Annotated in this window: 18 protein-coding genes; 12 read left to right on the forward strand and 6 right to left on the reverse strand. The window is 48.0% G+C overall.

The genetic code is table 11. The annotated features are described in order from the left end of the window. Window positions 1–7 precede the first annotated feature (7 nt). Window positions 8–2065 carry an HDIG domain-containing metalloprotein gene (locus tag B5F71_RS08145; protein WP_022040554.1) on the forward strand — a complete coding sequence of 686 codons (2058 nt, stop codon included), beginning with the start codon at window positions 8–10 and terminating at the stop codon, window positions 2063–2065. A 65-nt stretch (window positions 2066–2130) separates the two neighbouring features. Here the strand turns inward: B5F71_RS08145 and B5F71_RS08150 are convergent, their stop codons facing one another. The 5 genes from B5F71_RS08150 to B5F71_RS08170 all read right to left on the reverse strand — a co-directional run bounded on the left by B5F71_RS08150 (window position 2131) and on the right by B5F71_RS08170 (window position 8752). Further along, on the reverse strand, window positions 2131–3741 hold the full coding sequence (locus B5F71_RS08150; RefSeq protein ID WP_087209160.1) for a S41 family peptidase: 1611 nt from the start codon (window positions 3739–3741) through the stop codon (window positions 2131–2133). Window positions 3742–3746: 5 nt separating this feature from the next. Further along, the gene (coaD, locus tag B5F71_RS08155) at window positions 3747–4211 is read right to left on the reverse strand and encodes a pantetheine-phosphate adenylyltransferase (protein WP_087209133.1); all 465 of its coding nucleotides are present in this window, start codon (window positions 4209–4211) and stop codon (window positions 3747–3749) included. Window positions 4212–4227: 16 nt separating this feature from the next. Further along, complete coding sequence (locus B5F71_RS08160) at window positions 4228–6156, reverse strand: DNA topoisomerase IV subunit B (RefSeq protein WP_087209136.1); 1929 nt, start codon at window positions 6154–6156, stop codon at window positions 4228–4230. 118 nt (window positions 6157–6274) lie between these two features. Further along, window positions 6275–7405 (reverse strand): hypothetical protein, encoded by a 1131-nt coding sequence (locus B5F71_RS08165; protein WP_022040550.1) that lies wholly within the window; start codon window positions 7403–7405, stop codon window positions 6275–6277. Between the two features lie 300 nt (window positions 7406–7705). Next, a complete protein-coding gene (locus B5F71_RS08170; RefSeq protein ID WP_087209139.1) occupies window positions 7706–8752 on the reverse strand; it encodes a DUF3810 domain-containing protein in 1047 nt (348 codons plus the stop codon). A gap of 207 nt (window positions 8753–8959) precedes the next feature. Here B5F71_RS08170 and B5F71_RS08175 point away from each other — a divergent pair, with 207 nt between their 5' ends. The 5 genes from B5F71_RS08175 to uvrC all read left to right on the forward strand — a co-directional run bounded on the left by B5F71_RS08175 (window position 8960) and on the right by uvrC (window position 15647). Continuing rightward, complete coding sequence (locus B5F71_RS08175; protein WP_087209142.1) at window positions 8960–10189, forward strand: spore maturation protein; 1230 nt, start codon at window positions 8960–8962, stop codon at window positions 10187–10189. A 120-nt stretch (window positions 10190–10309) separates the two neighbouring features. Then, window positions 10310–10735, forward strand: a complete 426-nt coding sequence (gene ybeY, locus B5F71_RS08180) for an rRNA maturation RNase YbeY (RefSeq protein ID WP_087209145.1) — start codon at window positions 10310–10312, stop codon at window positions 10733–10735. Window positions 10736–11252: 517 nt separating this feature from the next. After that, window positions 11253–13124, forward strand: coding sequence for a tRNA uridine-5-carboxymethylaminomethyl(34) synthesis enzyme MnmG (gene mnmG, locus B5F71_RS08185; protein WP_087209146.1), 1872 nt, complete (start codon window positions 11253–11255; stop codon window positions 13122–13124). A 56-nt stretch (window positions 13125–13180) separates the two neighbouring features. After that, the gene (locus B5F71_RS08190) at window positions 13181–13705 is read left to right on the forward strand and encodes an adenine phosphoribosyltransferase (RefSeq protein WP_013618373.1); all 525 of its coding nucleotides are present in this window, start codon (window positions 13181–13183) and stop codon (window positions 13703–13705) included. 133 nt (window positions 13706–13838) lie between these two features. Beyond that, window positions 13839–15647: an excinuclease ABC subunit UvrC gene (gene uvrC, locus B5F71_RS08195; RefSeq protein WP_087209149.1), complete on the forward strand. Its 1809-nt coding sequence runs from the start codon at window positions 13839–13841 to the stop codon at window positions 15645–15647. 98 nt (window positions 15648–15745) lie between these two features. On the opposite strand, the gene B5F71_RS08200 is transcribed toward uvrC, so the two are convergent. Then, window positions 15746–17086 (reverse strand): nucleoside hydrolase-like domain-containing protein, encoded by a 1341-nt coding sequence (locus tag B5F71_RS08200; RefSeq protein ID WP_239414030.1) that lies wholly within the window; start codon window positions 17084–17086, stop codon window positions 15746–15748. A gap of 136 nt (window positions 17087–17222) precedes the next feature. Between B5F71_RS08200 and dtd the strand changes: the two genes are divergently transcribed. The 6 genes from dtd (at window position 17223) to B5F71_RS08235 (ending at window position 22765) form a co-directional block, all read left to right on the forward strand. Then, window positions 17223–17675, forward strand: coding sequence for a D-aminoacyl-tRNA deacylase (gene dtd / locus B5F71_RS08205; RefSeq protein WP_087209152.1), 453 nt, complete (start codon window positions 17223–17225; stop codon window positions 17673–17675). A 117-nt stretch (window positions 17676–17792) separates the two neighbouring features. After that, window positions 17793–18122, forward strand: coding sequence for a nucleotide pyrophosphohydrolase (locus B5F71_RS08210; RefSeq protein ID WP_022040543.1), 330 nt, complete (start codon window positions 17793–17795; stop codon window positions 18120–18122). A gap of 44 nt (window positions 18123–18166) precedes the next feature. After that, the gene (gene deoC, locus B5F71_RS08215) at window positions 18167–19075 is read left to right on the forward strand and encodes a deoxyribose-phosphate aldolase (RefSeq protein WP_087209165.1); all 909 of its coding nucleotides are present in this window, start codon (window positions 18167–18169) and stop codon (window positions 19073–19075) included. Between the two features lie 88 nt (window positions 19076–19163). After that, complete coding sequence (locus B5F71_RS08220; RefSeq protein WP_013618368.1) at window positions 19164–19403, forward strand: DUF3791 domain-containing protein; 240 nt, start codon at window positions 19164–19166, stop codon at window positions 19401–19403. Next, window positions 19400–19882 (forward strand): DUF3990 domain-containing protein, encoded by a 483-nt coding sequence (locus B5F71_RS08225; protein WP_087209154.1) that lies wholly within the window; start codon window positions 19400–19402, stop codon window positions 19880–19882. The genes B5F71_RS08220 and B5F71_RS08225 overlap by 4 nt, the downstream gene beginning before the upstream one ends. Before the next feature lie 711 nt (window positions 19883–20593). After that, a complete protein-coding gene (locus B5F71_RS08235) occupies window positions 20594–22765 on the forward strand; it encodes an alpha-N-acetylglucosaminidase (protein ID WP_087209157.1) in 2172 nt (723 codons plus the stop codon). The last annotated feature ends 140 nt before the right edge of the window (window positions 22766–22905 follow it).

Below are 22905 nucleotides of genomic sequence, written 5' to 3' on the forward strand. Positions count from 1 at the left end.
GAATCTTATGAAAAGTTTCCAAACCGAAAGACAGTTCTCATATAAGAAGTTCTTCTATAAATGCGGCATCTTCCTTGCTGCAGTGGCCATTATCGTATACTTCCTGCCGCGGGAAGGACAATTCAACTATCAGTTTGACATCAATAAACCGTGGAAATACGGCCTGCTCCAAGCCTCGTTCGACTTTCCCATCTACAAGGGAGAAGACGAAGTGCAACGCGAACAGGACAGCATTATGAGAAGCTACCACCCCTACTTCCAGTTGTCGGAAACCATGGGTGAACGGATTATCAGCCAGTTCAAGGAAGACTACAACAGAAAACTCCGGCAAATCATCCCCGACCCCACGTATCCACATTACATCGAACAAAAACTGAAGGAAATCTATCGGAAAGGAATCATGCCTGTCGAACAACTGGCGCGTCTGCACAAAGACAGTATCCTGAGCATACAGATTGTCTACCAGAACACTTCCATCCTGCAAAGCATCAGCGAAATCTACAGTACGAAACGGGCTTATGAAGCACTGGTCAATTCGGACACCGTACACTTCAGCAAGACCCTGCTGCAACGATGCAACCTGAACAATTACCTGACCGTAAACCTTATTTACGATGCCAACAAATCGGAAACGGCAAAAAAAGACTTGCTCTCAGGAGTATCATTCGCCAAAGGCTTCGTAATGAACGGACAGAAAATCATCGACCGGGGTGAAATCATCAACCAGCAGACCTATAACATCTTGAAATCCCTGCAACGGGAATGGGACAAACGGAACGAAACCACTACCGAAAAACGCCTGACCCTATTCGGGCAAATCCTGTTTGTATCCATTCTCATCGGATGCTTTATGATATACCTCGCCCTGTTCCGCCGCGATTATTACGACAAGAAAGGAAGCCTTAGCATCCTGTTCTTCCTGATTATCTTCTTCCCTGTCATCTCATCACTGATGGTATCACATCCGTTTATGAGCGTGTACATCGTACCATTCACAATGCTGCCGATGATTGTACGCATCTTTCTCGACTCGCGCACAGCATTCATGGCACACATCCTGTCTATATTGCTTTGCTCCATCTGCCTGCGTACGCCGCACGAATTCATCTTGCTGCAGACCATCGCAGGCATGGCAAGTATTTATAGCCTGCGCGAACTGTCGCAACGCTCACAGTTATTACGCAGTGCCCTGATTGTTGTCGTTGCCTATTCAGTATTATATTTCGCGCTCGACCTGATCCATGTCAACGACGTTTCGCAACTGAACACGAATATCTACATCAATTTCATCATCAACGGCATATTGCTGCTGTTTACCTATCCGTTGCTGTTCATCCTCGAAAAGACTTTCGGGTTTACATCCAACGTCACACTAGTGGAACTCTCGAACATCAACAACAAACTGATGCGTGAAATGTCGGAAGTAGCTCCCGGTACATTCAACCACTCCTTGCAGGTGGCCAACCTCTGCGCCGCAGCTGCCAACCGTATCGAAGCCAACAGCCAACTGGTGCGTACCGGAGCAATGTACCACGATATCGGCAAAATGCTGAATCCTGCCTTCTTCACCGAGAACCAGTCGGGCGTGAATCCACACGACCAGCTAAGTTACAAACAAAGTGCCCAAATTGTAATCAGCCATGTAACCGACGGCGTGAAACTTGCAGAAAAGAACAACCTGCCCGAGGTCATCAAAGACTTCATCCGCACCCATCATGGAAAAGGATTAACCAAATATTTTTACATCTCGTACCAGAACGAACATCCCGATGAAGAAGTAGATAAGGAAGCATTCCGCTATCCGGGTCCGAACCCTTTCACCAAGGAACAGGCGATTATGATGATGGCAGACTCGGTAGAAGCTGCCTCGCGCAGCCTGCCTGAATACACCGAGGAAAGCATCTCGAACCTGGTAGACAAAATCATTGACAGCCAGGTACAGGATGGTAACTTCAAAGAATGCCCCATCACCTTCAAAGACATTGCCACGGTGAAAAGCGTATTCAAAGAAAAACTGAAAACGATGTACCACACCCGTATCAGTTACCCGGAACTGAAGAAATAAGCAAACAAATGCCAATCCATGGTGAGCATGATGTAAGACAACCCCGTTGTCACATCATGCCACCATCAATAGCTGCCTGAAGAAGTTCCACGCTTCAAGAACTCTTCTTCAGGTCTTTCCAGCAATTCGATAGCCTTATTCATACTGTCACTCAAACGATTGATAACCTGGAAATATTCATTCATATCCCAAAGGTCGCGGGCGATAAGGGCTTTCAGCTGGGCTTTGATAAGAGGCATCGCCAACTGATATTCTTTCTCCTTATAAACAACTCCCAATGTCTCTCCCAAAGCTTTCAACTCGTCCAGCATTTCGGGAGTAACTTCAAACTCACGGTCAAAATGACGGAAGTCTTTATACTTCTTCAACCATTCTGTCCGACGAGCATCCACCCATTTCAAATTTTGCTGCACAATGGCTCCTTTATCGCGCAAAGCCAGGTAATAATCAGTATACATCGTGGTATCCACCGGCACAAAATAATCGGGCATAATACCTCCGCCACCATAAACCGTACGCTCCAGGCGCAAAGTCTTATATTTCAACGAATCGGGAAAATGAATACTGTCAGCACTCAGCATTTCACCACGGTTGTAACGGTCTATCAAGTCACGGTTATACTGTTCGATACTTTCATAAGGTTTCTGGATACAACGTCCCGAAGGTGTATAATAACGAGCCACAGTAAGACGAATCATCGAACCATCGGGCAAGTCAATGGGACGCTGCACCAATCCTTTGCCAAATGTACGGCGACCAACCACGACTCCTCTGTCCCAATCCTGTATGGCGCCGGTAACAATCTCGCTTGCTGAAGCCGAAAATTCATCCACCAATACCGCCAGCCGTCCGTCGAGGAAATCTCCGTTTCCTTCAGCATCAAATTCGGCACGCGGATTACGGCGCCCTTCGGTATATACAATCAGTTGTTTCTTGCCCAAAAATTGATTTACGACCTCTATGGCAGCATTCAAGTATCCTCCACCATTGCCCTGCAAGTCGAGAATCAAGTCTTTCATACCCATTTTCTGCAGGCGATGCAAAGCATCTACAAACTCTTTGCCCGTAGTAGCTCCGAAGCGGTTGATACGGATATAGCCGATACGGTCGTTCACCATATACGAAGCATCCAGACTATAGACAGGAATCTTGTCGCGCGTAATGGTAAACGGAAGCAACTCTTTCACTCCACGGCGCATCACCTTCACATTCACCTTTGTTCCACGTTTGCCGCGTAAACGGCGCATCACATCATCTGTACTCATCTTTACACCGGCTATCACTGTATCATTGACTTCGATGATACGGTCGCCCGCCAAAATACCGACCTTTTCAGAAGGACCTCCCGACACTGGCTGAATAACAAACAAAGTATCGGTAGCCATATTGAACTGAATGCCGATGCCATCGAAATTACCTTGTAAGGGTTCATTCAATTCTCGCACCTCTTCGGGATTGGAATATGTAGAATGAGGGTCGAGTTCTTTCAGCATGCTGACAATTGCATCTTCTACCAGTTTTCCTTCATTCACTTCGTCTACATACAGATTGGCTATGGCAAACTCTGCCAACTGTAATTTACGGGAAGGGGAATTTAAAAGTTTGTTGCTCTGTGCACCTGCTGAAAGTGCAAACAGCACACAAAGCCATGTTATCAAGCAACGGTATTTCATCATAATCTTCATTCTTCATTAATATCAAGTTCTGCCGGCAAGAACGGTGTGACATCCTTGCCATAATGCAACAGTTCGCGCACGATGGTGGAACTGATTGCGGTCAGTTCGGGCTCGGTAAAGAGCAAGATGGTTTCCACTCCCGACAATTTGCGGTTGATGTCGGCTATGGTTTCTTCGTACTCGAAATCGTGTACCGTACGGATGCCACGGATAATGAACTTGGCATCGCGCATACGGGCAAAGTCTACCGTCAATCCATCGTATGCCTCTACACTCACACGTGGGTTACCGGCATACAGCTTCTCAATCATCCGCACACGCTTATCGGTAGGGAAATACGTCCGCTTCTTCTCGTTCACGCCGATACCGATGATGATTTCGTCCATAAAGGTCAAGGCACGTTTCACTACCGAATAATGCCCGATGGTAAAGGGATCGAATGTCCCTGGAAATATTGCACGCTTCTTCATTATCAACCATTCATTATTACTGAATCAAATCTTCCTCCACCACCAGGTTGTTGATGATGAAGTTCTGACGTTCCATCGTATTCTTTCCCATATAAAATTCCAGCAATTCACCTACGGCATCGGTCTTACGAAGAGAAACCTGTTCCAGACGCATATCCTTGCCGATAAAATTCCGGAACTCATCGGGCGAGATTTCTCCCAAACCTTTGAACCGGGTGATTTCCGGATTCGGACCAAGTTTCTCGATCGCAGCCAGTCTTTCTTCTTCCGAATAGCAATAAATCGTTTCGTATACACCTTTCTTCCGGTTCCGTACGCGGAACAAGGGAGTCTGGAGAATATATACATGTCCTTTCTTTATCAGATCGGGGAAAAACTGGAGGAAGAACGTAATCATCAGCAGACGGATGTGCATGCCATCTACATCGGCATCGGTAGCTACAATTACCTTATTATACCGGAGACCGTCCAGCCCGTCTTCGATGTTCAAAGCCGCCTGAAGCAAATTGAACTCCTCGTTTTCGTAGACCACTTTCTTAGTCAGCCCGAATGAATTAAGCGGCTTTCCACGCAAGCTGAAGACAGCCTGTGTATTGACATCACGGCTCTTCGTAATAGAACCGCTTGCCGAATCTCCCTCGGTAATGAAAATGGAACTTTCCAGACGTGGGTCATTTTCTTCTTCTTTCGGTGCTTTCTGGTCGTTCAGATGCACCCGGCAATCGCGCAACTTGCGGTTATGCAGGTTGGCTTTCTTTGCCCGTTCGCGGGCTATCTTGGTCACGCCGGCTATTGCCTTCCGCTCTTTTTCCGACTCTTGAATCTTCTGCAGCATCACATCCGCCACATCAGCATGCTTATGCAAGTAATTGTCTACATTCTCCTTGATAAAGTCGCCCACGAACTTATTGACACTAATGCCTGAAAGGGGATATGGATTCCCGTCCGAATCTTTCTCGGGAGCCATCACCAACGAACCTAACTTGATTTTGGTTTGACTTTCGAACGTCGGTTCAATCACATTGATGGCAATTGCCGCCACCAATCCATTACGGATATCCTGGTATTCCAGATTCTTGCCGTAAAATTCCTTGATGGTACGGGCAAGGTGTTCCTTGAACGCGCTCTGATGAGTACCTCCTTGCGTGGTATGCTGGCCGTTGACAAACGAATAATATTCCTCACCGTATTGAGCGGTATGCGTAAAGGCAATCTCTATGTCCTCTCCTTTCAGGTGCACAATCGGATACAACCCCGAAGTGGTCATATTATCGTTCAGCAAATCCTCCAATCCATTCCGGCTCACGATACGCCTTCCGTTATAATAAATGGAAAGCCCTGTATTAAGATAGGTATAATTGCGGAGCATCGTCTCGATAAACTCAGGACGGAAATGATAATTCAGAAATAACGTATGGTCGGGTTCGAAGAAAATGAATGTTCCGTTCTCTTCATCTGTATCTCCAGTCCTGTCACTTTTCAGTTCTCCCCGTTCGAATACGGCCTCACGCATCTGTCCGTCGCGCACGCTTCGTGCAACAAAGCGGGAACTTAACGCATTGACCGCCTTGGCACCGACTCCGTTCAGTCCGACACTCTTCTTGAATGCCTTCGTGTCGTATTTACCTCCGGTATTCAACATCGACACGGCATCGACCAGACTACCCAACGGAATGCCTCGTCCATAATCGCGGACAGATACACGCAGGTTGTCTTCCAGTTGGATGTCGATGCGCTTTCCAGCTCCCATCTTGAACTCGTCAATGCTATTGTCTATCACTTCTTTCAGCAAGACATAGATACCGTCCTCGGCCTGCGAACCATCGCCCAAACGTCCGATATACATACCGGGACGAGTGCGCACGTGCTCCATATCGCTCAGGTGACGGATATTCTCCTCCGTATAAGAAACGGTCGGTTGTATCGATTCGTTCTCTTCTGCCATGGTTTAAAGTTTTTAGTCAGTTGACAAGGTAACAAGTTGACAAGGTTTTAAAATCTTATGCGATACTATTTAGAACCTTGTCGCCTTGTCCACTCGTCACCTTGTCAACTTAAATGAATTACAACATCTTCCTGTAAGCCCTGCGGCGCTTATGTTGTTCGGGATTGAATACACTCCATTGCGACTGGACTTTCTTGTTGTCTTCCAGTTCGGGATTGCTTTCACCGTATTCAAACCCTAACTGCTGGTACACCGGTATCAAGTCATAAAACAACAAAGCATTCACGCCTTTGCTTTGATACTCCGGCTTCACTCCCACCAGCAAGAGGTCCAGTATCTTCGGTTTCTTGATGAACAATGCCTTGAGCAAGTGATACCATCCGAAAGGCAGCATCTTCCCTTTCGCTTTCTGCAAAGCTTCAGACAGCGAAGGCATCGAAATACCTACGGCTATCAGATTTCCTTCCTCGTCTTCGATAATCGACACCATACGCAGGTCTATCAGCGGCAAATACATCTTAATATATTGGTCGATCTGACCTTGCGTCATCTTCGAATAGCCATACAGTGGAGCGTATGCCTCATTTATCAGGTCAAAAATGCGTTGCCCGTAATTCTTTTCCTTTATTTCCTTCCGTTTCAACTTCTTTATCTTCAGCTTATACTTCTGAAGTATGATTTCTGAAATACGCACAAACTTTTCAGGAATGGCTTCGGGCACTTTCATCTTAAATTCCACCCAGTCGGCATCCTTCTCGAAACCCAACTTTTCCATGTGTTTCTGATAATAGGGATAATTATAGATGGTAGACATTGTCCCCAGCTGGTCGAACCCATCAATCAGCATTCCTTCTGCATCCATATCAGTAAAGCCCAGCGGACCTACGATGGATTTCATTCCTCGTTCTTTCCCCCATTGTGCCACAGTATCAAGCAATGCTTCTGATACTTCTTCATCATCGATGAAGTCTATCCATCCGAAGCGCACTTCTTTCTTCTGCCACGTATCGTTAGCACGATGGTTGATTATCGCCGCCACTCGCCCTACGACCCTATCATTCTTATAGGCAAGGAAGTAATCGGCTTCGCAAAACTCGAACGCCGCATTCTTCTTCGGGTTAAAGGTGTTCAACATATCATCGTACAAATCGGGAACGGAATAAGGGTTTCCCTTGTATAATTCGTAATTGAAGCGAATAAAGGTCTTCAGCTCTTTTTTCGAGCTTACTTTCTTAATGATAATGGCCATCTGTTCGTTAAAGTATGTATTTCAGGGCGTAAATATACACATTTTTATCCGAAATCAGAGATACAAAGGAATAGTTTTTCTAAAATGCAGGAGAATACGAGACAAACCGAAAAAGCAAAATGATTCCGTATAAGCACAAACAACATCAAAAAGAAAGCATAAAACAAATACCATACAGACAAAAACGACATAACGAAAGCATTCAGCCCACACAGCACACATTTTCCAATTTCCGAGAATCGCGAAAACGGATGCAACCTTTCCCCTTGTACACAAATTCTAAACTCTCGAAGCGTCCAATCACCACCAGTTTTCGGGCAAAGCAAGAATCATGCCTGTCACCTCACCATAATTCTTCGTCCCCGACGGGATACGGTTTCCTTTCAGGTACCAGTTATAGACAGCATCCTGTACCGCACCTATCCACGGGCTATACCGTTCTCCCCAATAAATTTCTTTCGCGCGGAGTTCCCGCATAATATCAGGACGGATATGGTCTGCCCATTCTTTACAGCCGGTTTCGCCCAATATCCGATAAGCGTCCCTATATATATAAGGTAGCAAACCGAAGTATCCGCAATAGCGCACGTACCTATTTGCGGAGCGGATGCAGACCTGATATGCCCAGAAGTTGGCTTCCGCCTCGCTACTTACACCTAATAAATGGGATAATTCGTGCGCGTATGTAAACGGATATTGCACCGGAAGCAATTCGTGATTGACGTGCGACTCATCGAAGAAAGGTCCCATATAGCCCAGTACGCCGACTTTCGAATACAAACCATTTACCAAAGACCGTTTCGGATGCTGAAAGTCTTTCGGAACGGTCAGCCCGAACCGCTCCGGCACATGCCGGTATATCCGTTTCACTTCGTTTTGCATTCCGGTTTCAGACAAGGACATCTGCACACCATACGTGGCATTCAAGCTATCGGTATAGGCTTCGAGAAAACGATGAAACCGTGCCTCTTCATACGAAACACGCGCTACGCCCGAACGGGAAAAGAAATCATTCCGGAAGTAATTCATGCCCCAGCCCCAATAGAACCAGACGTAAACCCACACCAACACTTCCACTTCACGCCCTAAGATGTGCCATCCGCTCCGTTTCTTCCGCCGTGCCACAAAAGGATAAACCAGCAGGAAGCCTCCAATCCCGATAACCGTCACTTCGCAAAGCGAGAACGGAACTACCGAAGCCACACCCGAAAGGCAAACGGAAAGCCCAGGATATACCTCCCGTGCGTACCATTCTCCGGCACCGGGTATCCAGCGGAACATCCACACACCTATCAGAAGCAGAGCCAGTACCGCCCAACGAATATATCGGAATCGAATGTATTTCATGAATGCAAAGTTATCATTTTCGGAATTAATTCTTTACTTTTGCGGAGAATTTTAATAACAGAAAATGAGGCACAAATCTTTATGTTTCCAACTTTAAAACGCAGATTAACGCAGATTCTCACAGATAGGGGAAATAATAATCTGCGAAAATTTGCGCTAATCTGCGTTTCATAAAGACATCTGCTTACTTGACAAAACAATAAGACTATGGTTCTGAACTACATCTGGATTGCTTTCTTTGTGCTGGCTTTTATTGTTGCCACAATACGGCTGGTATTCTTTGGTGACGCGGAGGTATTCCCCGACATCATCAACTCCACCTTTGCCTCTTCCAAGTCGGCATTCGAGATTTCCCTCGGGCTGACCGGTGTGCTGGCACTTTGGATGGGCATCATGCGCATTGGCGAGCAAGGCGGAGTCATCGCCCTTTTCTCGCGCGTGCTTAGCCCTTTGTTTTCCAAACTCTTTCCAGATATTCACAAAGGGCATCCCGTAACGGGAAGCATCTTTATGAACATGGCGGCCAATATGTTGGGATTGGACAATGCCGCCACGCCCCTCGGACTGAAAGCCATGGAAGGCTTGCAAGAACTGAATCCGAAGAAAGATACCGCCACCAACCCGATGATTATGTTCCTGGTGATAAACACTTCGGGACTGACCCTGATACCTATCAGCATCATGGTCTACCGCGCCCAGCTGGGGGCGGCACAACCCACCGATGTATTCGTGCCGATACTCATCGCCACCTTTATTTCCACCCTTGCCGGTATCATTGCCGTGGCTCTTTACCAGCGCATCAACCTTTTGAACCGCACGATTCTGCTCTTTTTAGGAGGAGCAATCGCATTCATAACAGGCATCATCTGGTTCTTCAGCACCTTGTCGCAAGACCAAATCGACCTCTACTCTACCACCTTTGCCAATGTTTTCCTATTTGTGATTATCATCGGTTTCATCTTGGCGGGCATCCGCAAGAAAGTGAATGTGTACGATGCATTCATCGAAGGAGCGAAAGAGGGATTCACCACCGCCGTGCGCATCATTCCGTATCTGGTGGCGATACTGGTGGCTATCGGCGTGTTCCGTGCTTCGGGGTGTATGGATTACTTGACTCAAGGCATCGCCTCACTGGTAGAGATGTGCGGGCTGGATAGCGATTTCGTAGGCGCGCTTCCTACGGCTCTGATGAAACCGTTGAGCGGAAGCGGGGCGCGCGGATTGATGGTGGATGCCATGAGCACCTACGGAGCCGATTCGTTCGTAGGACGATTGGCATGCATCTTCCAAGGCTCTACCGACACCACATTCTACATCCTTGCGGTGTATTTCGGGAGCGTGGGTGTAGCGAAGACCCGCCATGCCGTGCCTTGCGGCTTGCTTGCCGACTTTGCAGGCATCCTTGCTGCGATATTCGTTTGCTATTTATTCTTCTGATTTAATAAAACGCAGAGTTTCGCAAATTTTCACAGATGACTATCTGTTTATTTCATATAAGAAATCCGCGTTAATCGGCGAAAATCTGAGTTTCAATACGATAACTTAAACAAGCCAACTATGATTACGTATCAGACCGAGGGGGTGGAAATGCCCCACATCAAGAAAAGAGAGACTACAGAATGGGTGAAAGCCGTCGCCCAAACGTATGGGAAGAAGGTGGGAGAAATAGCCTACATCTTCTGCTCCGATGAGAAGATATTGGAGGTGAACCGCCAATACCTGCAACACGATTATTACACCGACATCATCACCTTCGACTATTCCGAAGGAAACCGCATTGCGGGCGACCTGTTTATCAGCCTCGACACGGTGCGCACCAATGCCGAACAATTCAATGCCCCGTATGAAACCGAGCTGCACCGGGTCATCATCCACGGCATCCTGCACCTGTGCGGCATCAACGACAAGGGCCCGGGTGAGCGCGAAATCATGGAAGCCGCCGAGAACAAGGCACTCGCCCTGCTGGCGGAGATGGAAAGATGAAACTCACCACAATATAGTAGAACAAAATTGGTTTGCGAAAAATAGAATGGAACACAGAGACACAAAGGCACAGAGTTCTATTTTTTGAGAGAACAAAGCTCACGTAGAAAAGATTTGGTTCGGCGTTCTTTGTCCTTTCTCTATTTATTTCTCCGTGGCTCTGTGCCTCTGTGTTCATCTTTTAATCACACACCACTCTTAATGGAACACAGAGATGCAAAAGCGCAGAGAGTGGTGTTTATACAAACGCATAGAGCCATGTCCACCTATGCAATTAATCAACTCTCCAGTCCTATGCAGTCAGGACCGCAATCCTAACACATCAGGACTCCAGTCCTTGCATATATAGGACTGCAGTCCTTGCCTATTAGGATTTAGGGAGGACTGGCATCCGAAGGACCGAGCAACTATATGCATCGGGCGACGCAAGTAAATCTCTTTCTCTTTTTCCCTTATTCCATAGCTTAACCCACCTTTTTTTCGTATTTTTGTGCCGTATATTAAAATGTAAAGACGAATGGATTTTAACTACGACGTGATTGTAATCGGGGCGGGACATGCCGGATGCGAAGCTGCGGCGGCATCAGCCAACCTTGGCTCGAAGACCTGCCTCATTACGATGGATATGAACAAGATTGCCCAGATGAGCTGCAACCCTGCCGTGGGCGGAATCGCCAAAGGCCAAATCGTAAGGGAAATTGACGCACTGGGAGGCTATATGGGAATCGTGACCGACCGCACCGCTATCCAGTTCCGGATGCTCAACCGCTCGAAAGGACCTGCCATGTGGAGTCCCCGCGCCCAGTGCGACCGGGCGAAGTTCATCTGGACCTGGCGCGAGATACTGGAAAACATCCCCAACCTGCATATCTGGCAAGACACAGTAGAAGAACTGCTCGTGGAAGACGGAGAAGTGAAAGGTGTGGTCACCTGCTGGGGTGTCACCTTCCACGCACGGTGTGTCATCCTTACCGCAGGCACGTTCCTGAACGGGCTGATGCACATCGGACGCAAGATGCTCGCCGGAGGACGGTGCGCCGAACCGGCTTCGTATCACCTGACTGAATCCATCACCCGGCACGGCATTACCGCCGGACGGATGAAGACAGGTACCCCCGTACGCATCGACGCACGGAGCGTAGACTTCTCGCTCATGGAGACACAAGACGGGGAAAACGATTTCCATAGCTTCTCGTTCATGAACGAACCGCGCCACCTGAAGCAATTGCAATGCTGGACATGTTATACGAACGAGGAAGTACACGCCGTATTGCGGAGCGGGCTTGCCGACTCTCCTCTCTACAACGGGCAAATCCAAAGCATCGGTCCGCGCTATTGCCCCAGCATCGAGACCAAAATCGTGACCTTCCCCGACAAGCCGCAACACCAGCTTTTCCTGGAACCCGAAGGCGAAACGACCCACGAGCTTTACCTGAACGGCTTCTCGTCTTCGCTCCCGATGGACATCCAGTTTGCCGCCCTGCGTAAGATACCATGCTTCCGCAACGTAGTGGCTTACCGCCCGGGCTATGCCATCGAATACGATTATTTCGACCCCACCCAGCTCACGCATACGCTGGAATCGAAGGTCATCAAGAACCTGTTCTTCGCCGGACAAGTGAACGGCACTACCGGATACGAAGAGGCAGGCGGGCAAGGCATCATTGCCGGCATCAACGCACACCAGAACTGCACCGGAAGCGAACCGTTCGTATTGGGAAGGGACGAGGCATACATCGGCGTGCTGATAGACGACCTTGTGACGAAAGGCGTGGACGAGCCTTACCGCATGTTCACTTCACGCGCCGAATACCGCATCTTGCTCCGTCAGGACGATGCCGACATGCGCCTTACCGAACGGGCTTACCGCCTCGGCCTTGCCAAGCGCGACCGCTACGACATGCTTTGCCGCAAGCGGGAAATGATACAGCATCTGGTAGAGTTTGCCAAGACCTACTCCATCAAAGCTGATAAAATCAACGACACGCTGGAGAGTCTGGGCACGGCAAGGCTTGCCCACGGATGCAAGTTAATCGACTTGCTGAGCCGTCCGCAAATCACCATCGAAAACATCGCGCCGCACATCCCCGCCTTCCAAGCCGAACTGGATAAAGTGACCGACCGGAAAGAAGAAACCCTCGAAGCCGCGGAGGTGCTGATAAAATACCAAGGCTACATCGACCGCGAACGGATGATAGCCGACAAGATACACCGGCTGGAAAGCATCAAGATAAAGGGACGGTTCGACTATGCCAACCTGAACTCGCTCTCCACCGAAGCACGTCAGAAGCTTATCAAGATAGATCCCGAGACGCTGGCACAGGCAAGCCGCATACCGGGCATCTCGCCCAGCGACATCAACGTGCTCCTTGTCCTGCTGGGCAGGTAAAGCACAATGTTTCACGTGAAACAACAAGTTTAAGAAACAATCATAAAACACTGGCTATGAACAAAGAAACATTAAGAAAAAATCTAAGAGAAATCCCAGACTTCCCCAAGCCGGGAATCTTGTTCTACGACGTAACCACGCTCTTTAAAAATGCGGAGTGCCTGCAAGGGCTCATCGACGAATTGTACGAGATGTACAAGGACAAAGGCATCACCAAAGTAGTAGGCATCGAGTCGAGAGGCTTTATTCTTGGCGGAGCCTTGGCGGCACGGTTAGGCGCCGGTTTCATCATGGCACGCAAGCCGGGCAAGCTTCCCGCCGAAGTCATCGAAGAGACCTACGCCAAAGAATACGGAACCGATACCATCCAAATCCATCGCGATGCCATCGATGAAAACGATGTAGTGCTTCTTCACGATGACCTGCTCGCCACGGGAGGCACCATGGCGGCTACTCATCGGCTGGTTAAGAAATGCGGAGCCAAGCAAGCCTACATCAACTTCGTCATTGAGCTGAAAGGGCTGAACGGGCGTAAGGCATTCCCCGAAGACGTGGAAGTGACTACCCTCTTGCAATTATAATCAGCAGGGACTAGTTAACCAGGTACTAGGGACTAGGTTTTAATACCTCCATTGATGTGGCGAAGAAAGCTTTAGTATCTAAGACCTAGTACCTAGTACCTAGTCAACTAGTCACCTCAAACGAACTACGAAAATGGAAGAACTGAAGACCAACGAATACTTGCGGGGAATCGTAATGAACCTGCCAACCAGCCCGGGCATCTACCAATACCTGAATGCAGAGGGAACCATCATCTATGTGGGGAAGGCAAAGAACCTGAAGCGCCGTGTCTACTCGTATTTTTCGAAAGACCACCACTCGGCAAAAACCCGTATTCTGGTGAGCAGGATAGCCGACATACGCTACATCGTGGTAAACACGGAAGAAGATGCGCTCCTGCTCGAAAACAACCTTATCAAGAAATACAAGCCCCGCTACAACGTCTTGCTGAAAGATGACAAAAGCTATCCTTCCATTTGCGTAAGCAACGAATACTTTCCGCGTGTGTTCAAGACACGGAAGATTGTGCGCGACGGTTCCACCTACTTCGGACCTTATACCCATTTCCCTTCCATGCAAGCCATGCTCGACCTTATCAAGAGACTGTACCCTCTCCGTACTTGCCACCTGGCTCTCACACCCGAAAACATTCAGGCGGGCAAATTCAGGGTCTGCCTGGAATATCACATCAAGAATTGCAAAGGTCCCTGCATAGGAGCGCAATCGCACGAAGAATATATGGCAAACATTGCATCCATTAAAGAACTGCTAAAGGGAAACACGCAAAAAGTGAGCCAAGGGATGATGCAGGAAATGATGCGGCTTGCCGATGAAATGCGGTTTGAAGAAGCACAGCTCATCAAAGAGAAATACGAGCTGATTGAGAATTACCGGTCGAAAAGCGAAGTGGTAAGTTCGGTGCTGCACAACATCGATGTCTTTTCCATCGAAGACGACGAGCAATCCGCCTACATCAACTATCTGCACATCACCAACGGGTGTATCAACCAAGCCTTCACGTTCGAATACAAAAAGCGGCTGGAGGAAACAAAAGAAGAACTGCTGGAGATGGGCATCGTAGAAATGCGCGAACGCTACAAAAGCCAGTCGAAAGAAATCATCGTGCCGTTTGAGTTAGATTTGGAAATGGAAGACGTAACTTTCACCATTCCCCAGCGGGGCGACAAGAAGCATCTGCTGGAGTTGTCCATCCTCAACGTAAAGCAATACAAAGTAGACCGGCTGAAGCAAGCCGAAAAATTGAATCCCGAACAACGCAGTGTCCGTCTGCTAAAGGAAATCCAGGAACAACTGCACATGGACAAGATGCCCCTGCACATCGAATGCTTCGACAATTCCAACATCCAGGGAGCGGATGCCGTAGCGGCTTGCGTGGTATTCAAGAAAGGACGCCCCAGCAAACAGGACTACCGAAAATACATCATCAAGACAGTAGTAGGTCCCGATGATTATGCTTCGATGCAAGAAGTGGTACGCCGCCGCTACACACGCATTCTGGAAGAGCAAGGAGAATTGCCCGACCTGATTCTAACCGATGGCGGCAAAGGACAGATGGAAGTGGTGCGCCAAGTCATCGAAGACGAACTCAGTCTGCATATCCCGATAGCCGGACTTGCCAAAGACAACAAGCACCGCACTTCGGAAATTCTCTTCGGCTTTCCACCCAGAAACATCGGGCTCAAGCAGGGGACTCCCCTCTTCCACTTATTGGAAAACATACAGAATGAAGTCCACCGCTTTGCCATCACTTTCCACCGCGACAAGCGGAGCAAAAGCCAGATTGCCTCGGCACTGGACGGCATCAAGGGCGTAGGCAAAATGCGTAAGGAAGCGCTGCTGAAACATTTCAAGAGCGTGGCACGCATCAAGAAAGCCTCGCTGGAAGAACTCGCCGAAGTGGTAGGGATGAGCGTGGCGCAAACCATCAAAGAGACTTTGTGAAACGAGTCTAACAATACACAGAGCTTTTCGGAAATATTTTCCAAAAGCTCTGTGCCTGTATACTTTCTACCGTATCTGAAAAATCCGATTGGGCTTCATTATTCCACATTCAACACAACTCGACGGTATGCCGTCAATGCTGGCATACCATTATCTGTAACTTCCAGAATCAAATGAATACTTTTACCCGAAGCATCTGTCGGAATTTGTAAGGTACATTGAGCAGAAGAATCTCCATCAAGTAGCATACTCCCTTTATAAGTGCTGGGGGCTTCATAAATTGTCCACTTGTAATGCAATTCATTCCCATCTACATCTTTCGATGCAGAAGCATCAAAGCACAAAACATCTCCTGCTTTTACCCTACGGAATACACAATGTAAAGATGCATCCCCATCCAATACCGCCAACGGATGATGATTGGCATCCTCAAACTTATCTGTAGAAGTCCACAGCATACGTGCCGCAAAATCATTCCATATCTGCTTCTGCCACTTATTTATACTTCCAACACCTTCGGATGTACTTGCATACACACCATAAGGGTCGTACTGCGTTTCGTCTTTTCCGCTCTTTTCTATAAAATCCATACCCCGTACACCCATTGTTTTTTTCTTAGAAAACCGGCCTCCCCAGCCTCCATACTCCAAACTATCCGGAACGTTCAGTCCATTGGCATACACATATAGAAAAGAAGGGCTATCACCTTCCGTTGCCCACATCCGGTCGGGATAATATACACCCAAAGGCATACAGCATTGAATATGCTCGTCTGTCCACTCATCAGATGGTGCCCATCCATACACTTCCTTATTCCGGATATATACAATCTCTGGAAAATTATGAGCAATCCACGCGCCGGCATCATCTTGCCCTAAGACATCATAAATACGTAGCTTGTTTATGAAACGTTCAAGTTCTTTTTCGGTCCGGGTATGTTTTACCTTCCATATAGCTTGTGCTACTGTATTCATTCCACCCCATGCTGCAACCCAAACCGGACGTTTGTCTCCAGCCTTATCTACAGCTGAAATTATCAGTTCAGAGCCAGGAGAATCTTTGCCTTCTCCTACTCCATCCATATTCGATTTTGCTTGTCCCCGTTTAACCAATGACAACAGATAATCTAAATCCGGATATCCTGCTGCATGCTTTTTCAAGCGTGGCAAGACTTCTCCAAACTTCCGAACGACATCTTCCAGTTTCTCTGTCTTATCCGGATCGTCCATCCATACCTGTGAACTGATCAACCCTTCAATATCGATTACATTCGAGCATACCAACAAATGAATCATCGATTGGATGTCATCAGGGTCAGTGCCCCCTAAATCTGTCGTTACAATCAACCGGCACTTTTCTTCTGGTGACAATGTCTGTGCTGCGCTACACAATACAGACAATAGCATACAAACCCCAACAAATAAAAACTTCATGTTCATAACAAAATCAATTTTCTGTAAACTAAAAAAATAATTACCCCTTCCGCAAATATAGAAGTTCTTCATGTTTCATACAAGTTTCATACCAGAGAATTGAATAAGAATCATTATCTTTGCGAAAAACCTAAAAACCGATATGAGAGTAGTAATCCAACGTGTAAGCCATGCATCAGTCACCATCAACGGGACGTGCAGATCGGCTATTAAGGAAGGCTTCCTCGTCCTGCTTGGCATCGAGGAAGCCGACGGACAAGAAGATGCAGACTGGCTATGCAAGAAAATCGTCAACCTGCGTGTATTTGATGACGAGAACGGAATGATGAACAAATCCATTCTGGAAGCAGGAGGCGATATCATCGTCGTCAGCCAGTTTACCCTGATGGCTTCTACCAAGAAGGGGAACCGTCCTTCGTACATCCGCGCCGCCAAGCACGAAACCGCCATTCCTCTCTACGAATACTTCTGCAACGAACTGAGCATCGCCTTAGGCAAGCAGGTAGGTACCGGCGAATTCGGAGCCGACATGAAAGTAGAATTGCTGAACAACGGTCCCGTCACGATATGTATGGATACGAAGAATAAGGAATAAAAAACAATCCAGTTGACAAGGTAACAAGTTGACGAGTTAACAAGGCTCTAAATACCTTGCATAACAATTCAAGACCTTGTTCCCTTGTCAACTCGTTAACTTGTCAACTAAATAATTATGACAATCGAAGAAGCACAGAAAACAGTCGATAACTGGATAAAGACCTACGGCGTACGCTACTTCAGCGAACTGACCAATATGGCGGTACTGACCGAGGAAGTAGGCGAACTGGCACGCATCATGGCACGCACCTATGGCGACCAGTCGTTCAAGGAAGGCGAGAAACACGACCTGGGCGACGAGATGGCAGACGTACTTTGGGTACTGCTCTGCCTTGCCAACCAAACGGGCGTGAACCTGACCGAAGCTTTCCGGAAGAACCTGGAAAAGAAAACAGCACGCGATAAAGAAAGACATCAAAACAACCCAAAATTGAAAACGACATGAGCAAGAATGAAGAATTTGAAAGCGAACTCTTCCAAAACTTGGATATGGAAGACAAAGAGCACCTGAACCAACCCAGCAAGTATGACATGGCATTGGGAAAATACAACACGGCATTAAAAGACGAGGACATCGCGGCAAAGACCGCCCACATTATCGAGAAATACGCGGCGGAAAACGACACGCCCGAAGTAAAGAAGTTCCTCTTCCATTGCATCGACCTCACCACGCTGAAATGTACGGACAGCGAAACAAGTGTCATGAAGTTCACCGAACGGGTCAATGCCTTCGATGACGAACACCCCGACCTGAAGAACGTAGCAGCTATCTGCGTCTACCCCAACATGGCGGAAATCGTGCACGACACGCTGGAAGCCGATGACGTGAAGATAGCCTGCGTATCGGGAGGCTTTCCTTCCTCGCAGACATTCACCGAAGTGAAAATAGCAGAGACCGCCATGGCGCTCCACGCCGGAGCCGACGAGATAGACATCGTGATTCCGGTAGGCAAGTTCCTCAGCGGCGACTATGAAGGCATGTGCGACGAGATACAGGAACTGAAAGACGTGTGTGGTGAAAAGCACCTGAAAGTAATCCTCGAAACGGGCGCATTAGGCTCTGCCGAAAACATCAAGAAAGCCTCTATCCTCGCCATGTATTCAGGAGCCGATTTCATCAAGACTTCTACCGGAAAAGAAAAGCCCGCCGCCACTCCCGAAGCAGCTTTCGTGATGTGCCAGGCAATCAAGGAATACTTCCTGGAGACCGGACGCAAAGTAGGATTCAAACCTGCCGGAGGCATCAACACGGTACATGATGCAGTGGTATATTATACTATCGTAAAAGAACTGTTGGGCAAGGAATGGCTTACCAATGAACTGTTCCGCCTCGGGACCAGCCGTCTTGCCAACCTGCTTCTTTCCGACATCCTAGGCGAAGACACAAAGTTCTTCTAAGCGGTTATCAGTCTCCCCTCTTCCTTTTCCATATCATGATGTGTTTATTGGAATGTTTGTTTAAGCTACACGTTAATATGATGAAGAAATGAAAACCGATAAGAAAGATAAAGAACTTGACATAGCCTATTTCTTGTCGTTCTGCATTGAACAGTACAAGAACAAGCATCAAATGAGTGGTGAAGAAGTCGCTACCTTGTTTGAACGATATGGCGTATTGCCTTATTTGGAAGACAATTTTGAGGTGCTTCACACGCAAAGTCATCAATGGCTAATGGATGAGATAGAAGAACTGATAGACAGACGAAAAAGCGAAGCGAAGAAATGATACTTTATCACGGCAGTATAGAACAGGTGAAGAAGCCTGAAATAAGAAGAACCAACAGGGCGTTAGACTACGGAAGCGGTTTCTATACGACAACTTCAGAAAGGCAGGCTACGCTTTGGGTAAAACGCAAATTGGGACAAAAAAGCGGCACAGGTTACGTCAATGTCTATGAACTGGACGAAACATATCGCACACAGTTAGACGTTCTCCATTTTACGTCACCTACAGAGCAGTGGTTAGATTTCGTAATGGCTAACCGCATGGACAAGGACTTTGAACATCATCATGACATCGTGATAGGTCCTGTGGCCAACGACCGTGTGTATGCCGCTTTTGCCTTATATGAAGGTGGATTGTTGAACAAAACGGAGCTAATCAATGAGTTGAAGACATACGTGCTTGTTGACCAATGGCTGTTCCATACGGAATGTTCCCTGCATTATCTCATATTTAAAGAAGCAAAGGAGGTGAAAGGATGAACTTAGAAATTACCAACCAAAATCTGTATTTACTGTTGCCGGGAAAAGTAAGCCGGGTAGCGCAGATATACGCTAATGACCAAAAGATACCACTTCGAACAGCTCTTTACCGGTTTTATAGTTCGGATACTTACAAAAGACTGGCAGAGGAAACTACGAAGCTTTGGCACTTGGGTCCCGTAGCTCTCTATGCGGAATTCTCAGATGAATTGAAAAGAAAACATAAAATACGAATGATTCCAAAGTAAACAGTAGCTGCATAGGCAAAGACAACGGCTGTCCTGCCAGTCCCGATGAACCAGTACTGCTGTTTTAACGTGCCAGGACTGCAGTCCTTATATACTAGGACTACAGTCCTACCTATCAGGACTGAGGGAAGGACTGATATGCATCCGGCAACACAGCTGCCTATATGCACGAAGCCATGCACCTGATGCAGGGGAATAAGCCTGGTTCTTCCCTTTTGCATCATCGTATACAATCCAAAAATGAATGACGGAATATAAATTCCGCAAACATCCCATGTAGGGGCGTATCGCATACGCCCGAATGCGTCAACTAATCCACGTAGATGTTTTCGGGCGTATGCGATACGCCCCTACAGTTTATTGGGAAAATACGGTATCCATATTGCGAAAAGCCCCATGCGGCTTCTTTGTTCATTCGTTCATTTTTATTACATTTGCAAAAACCTATAAACAATGTAATAATATGAAGCTCAGAAACCTCTTGCTGGCAGGCTTGTTGTGCCTGCTTCCCTTCTCTCTTTTTGCAAACCCTATCAAAGGACTATTGGAACGAATCGAAGCGGGAGCATCTAAAAAATTCATCATTCAGCTCCAGAAGAACGCAGATACCGACTTCTTCGAATTGGACCAAAAAGGAAACAAAATTGTGGTACGCGGAAACACCTACGTAAACATTGCTTCCGGACTGAACTGGTACCTGAAATACTACGCCGGCATCCACCTTTCGTGGAACAACATGACGGCAGAACTGCCCGCTTCTCTCCCACCCGTCACCAAGCCCGAACGACATGAAACCAACCTGAGCCTGCGCTACGACTTCAACTATTGCACCTACTCGTATACCATGGCTTTCTGGGACTGGGCACGCTGGGAAAAGGAAATCGACTGGATGGCACTGCATGGCATCAACCTTCCGCTTGCCGCCGTGGGACAGGAATGTGTATGGCGCAACATGCTTGCCAAACTGGGCTACACAAAAGAAGAAACCAACCGCTTCATTGCCGGTCCGGCGTTCCTTGCCTGGTGGGCGATGAATAACCTCGAAGGATGGGGCGGGCCGAATCCCGACAGTTGGTACACGCAGCAGGAAGCCTTGCAAAAGAAAATCCTGAAACGGATGCGCGAATACGGTATCGAGCCGGTACTGCCGGGATACTCGGGCATGGTTCCTCATGACGCTCACCAGAAACTGGGACTGAACGTGACCGAACCGGAATTGTGGAACGGTTTTACCCGTCCGGCATTCTTAATGCCTACCGACAAGCGGTTTGCCGAAATCGCCGCCCTCTATTACGAGGAACAAGAAAAACTCTTCGGCAAAGCCAACTACTATTCAATGGACCCTTTCCACGAATTAGAGAATGCCGGAGAAGTTGATTTCGATGCAGCCGGCAAGGCGGTAATGGATGCGATGAAGCAGGTCAACCCGAAAGCCGTCTGGGTGGTGCAAGGCTGGACCGAGAACCCGCGTCCGGAAATGATGAAAAACCTGAAGAACGGCGACCTGCTTATCCTTGACCTCTTCAGCGAATGCCGTCCCATGTGGGGCATCCCTTCTATTTGGAAGCGCGAGAAAGGATACGAGCAACACGACTGGCTGTTCTGTATGCTGGAGAACTTCGGAGCCAATGTTGGACTGCACGGGCGCATGGATCAACTGCTGAATAACTTCTACCTTACCAAGAACAACCCGCTTGCCGCCCACCTGAAAGGCATCGGCCTAACCATGGAAGGCAGCGAAAACAATCCGGTGATATTCGAACTGATGTGCGAATTGCCGTGGCGTCCCGAGAAAATCACCAAGGAAAGCTGGCTGAAAGAGTATCTGGCTGCCCGCTATGGAGCAAAAGACGAAAAGATAGAACAAGCATGGATGATTCTTGCCGACGGCATCTACAACTGTCCCTTCGGAAACAACCAGCAAGGACCTCACGAATCCATCTTCTGCGGACGTCCCAGCATGAACAACTTCCAAGTATCGAGCTGGTCGAAGATGGAAAACTATTACGACCCTACCTCTACCGAGGCCGCCGCACGCCTGATGCTGGAAGCAGCCGACAAGTTCCGGGGTAACAACAATTTCGAATACGACCTGGTGGACATCGTGCGCCAGGCACTTGCCGACCGCGGACGAATCGTCTACAATCGGGCGATAGCCGACTTCAAGAGCTTTGACAAGCGCAGCTATGCACGCCATTCGAAAGAATTCCTCGACCTCTTGCTGGCACAAGACCGCCTGCTTGCCACCCGTAGCGAATTCCGCGTAGGACGCTGGATAAACCAGGCACGCAGCGTGGGCAACACACCCGAAGAAAAAGACTTGTATGAATGGAATGCCCGTGTGCAAATCACTACATGGGGCAACCGCGAGTGTGCCGATAAGGGCGGCTTGCGCGACTATGCCCACAAGGAATGGAACGGTATTTTGAAGGACTTCTACTACAAGCGTTGGGCGGCATGGTGGGAAATGCTGCAAGGCGTATTGGACGGCGGAGAGATGCAGGACATCGACTGGTACGCCATGGAAGAGCCGTGGACCTTGCAGCACAATCCGTACAAGGCTGAAGCGGAAGGCGACTGCATCGACACCGCCCGCGAAGCAATGTCGCTTCTCACCACAGATTACACAGATTAATATAATTGAAACGCAGATTTTTCGCAGATTAAGAAGCTGTTTTGAATTTCTCCAAAAAGTTTTTCTTGGCTTGATGCATCCGTTTTCGTGTGTGCTTTGGGCGATTTTTTGGTCCTTTCCGCTCCTGTTCTTCGTCAGAT

Origin of the sequence: Bacteroides sp. An269, from assembly GCF_002159755.1 — a bacterium.
Classification (GTDB): domain Bacteria; phylum Bacteroidota; class Bacteroidia; order Bacteroidales; family Bacteroidaceae; genus Phocaeicola; species Phocaeicola intestinalis.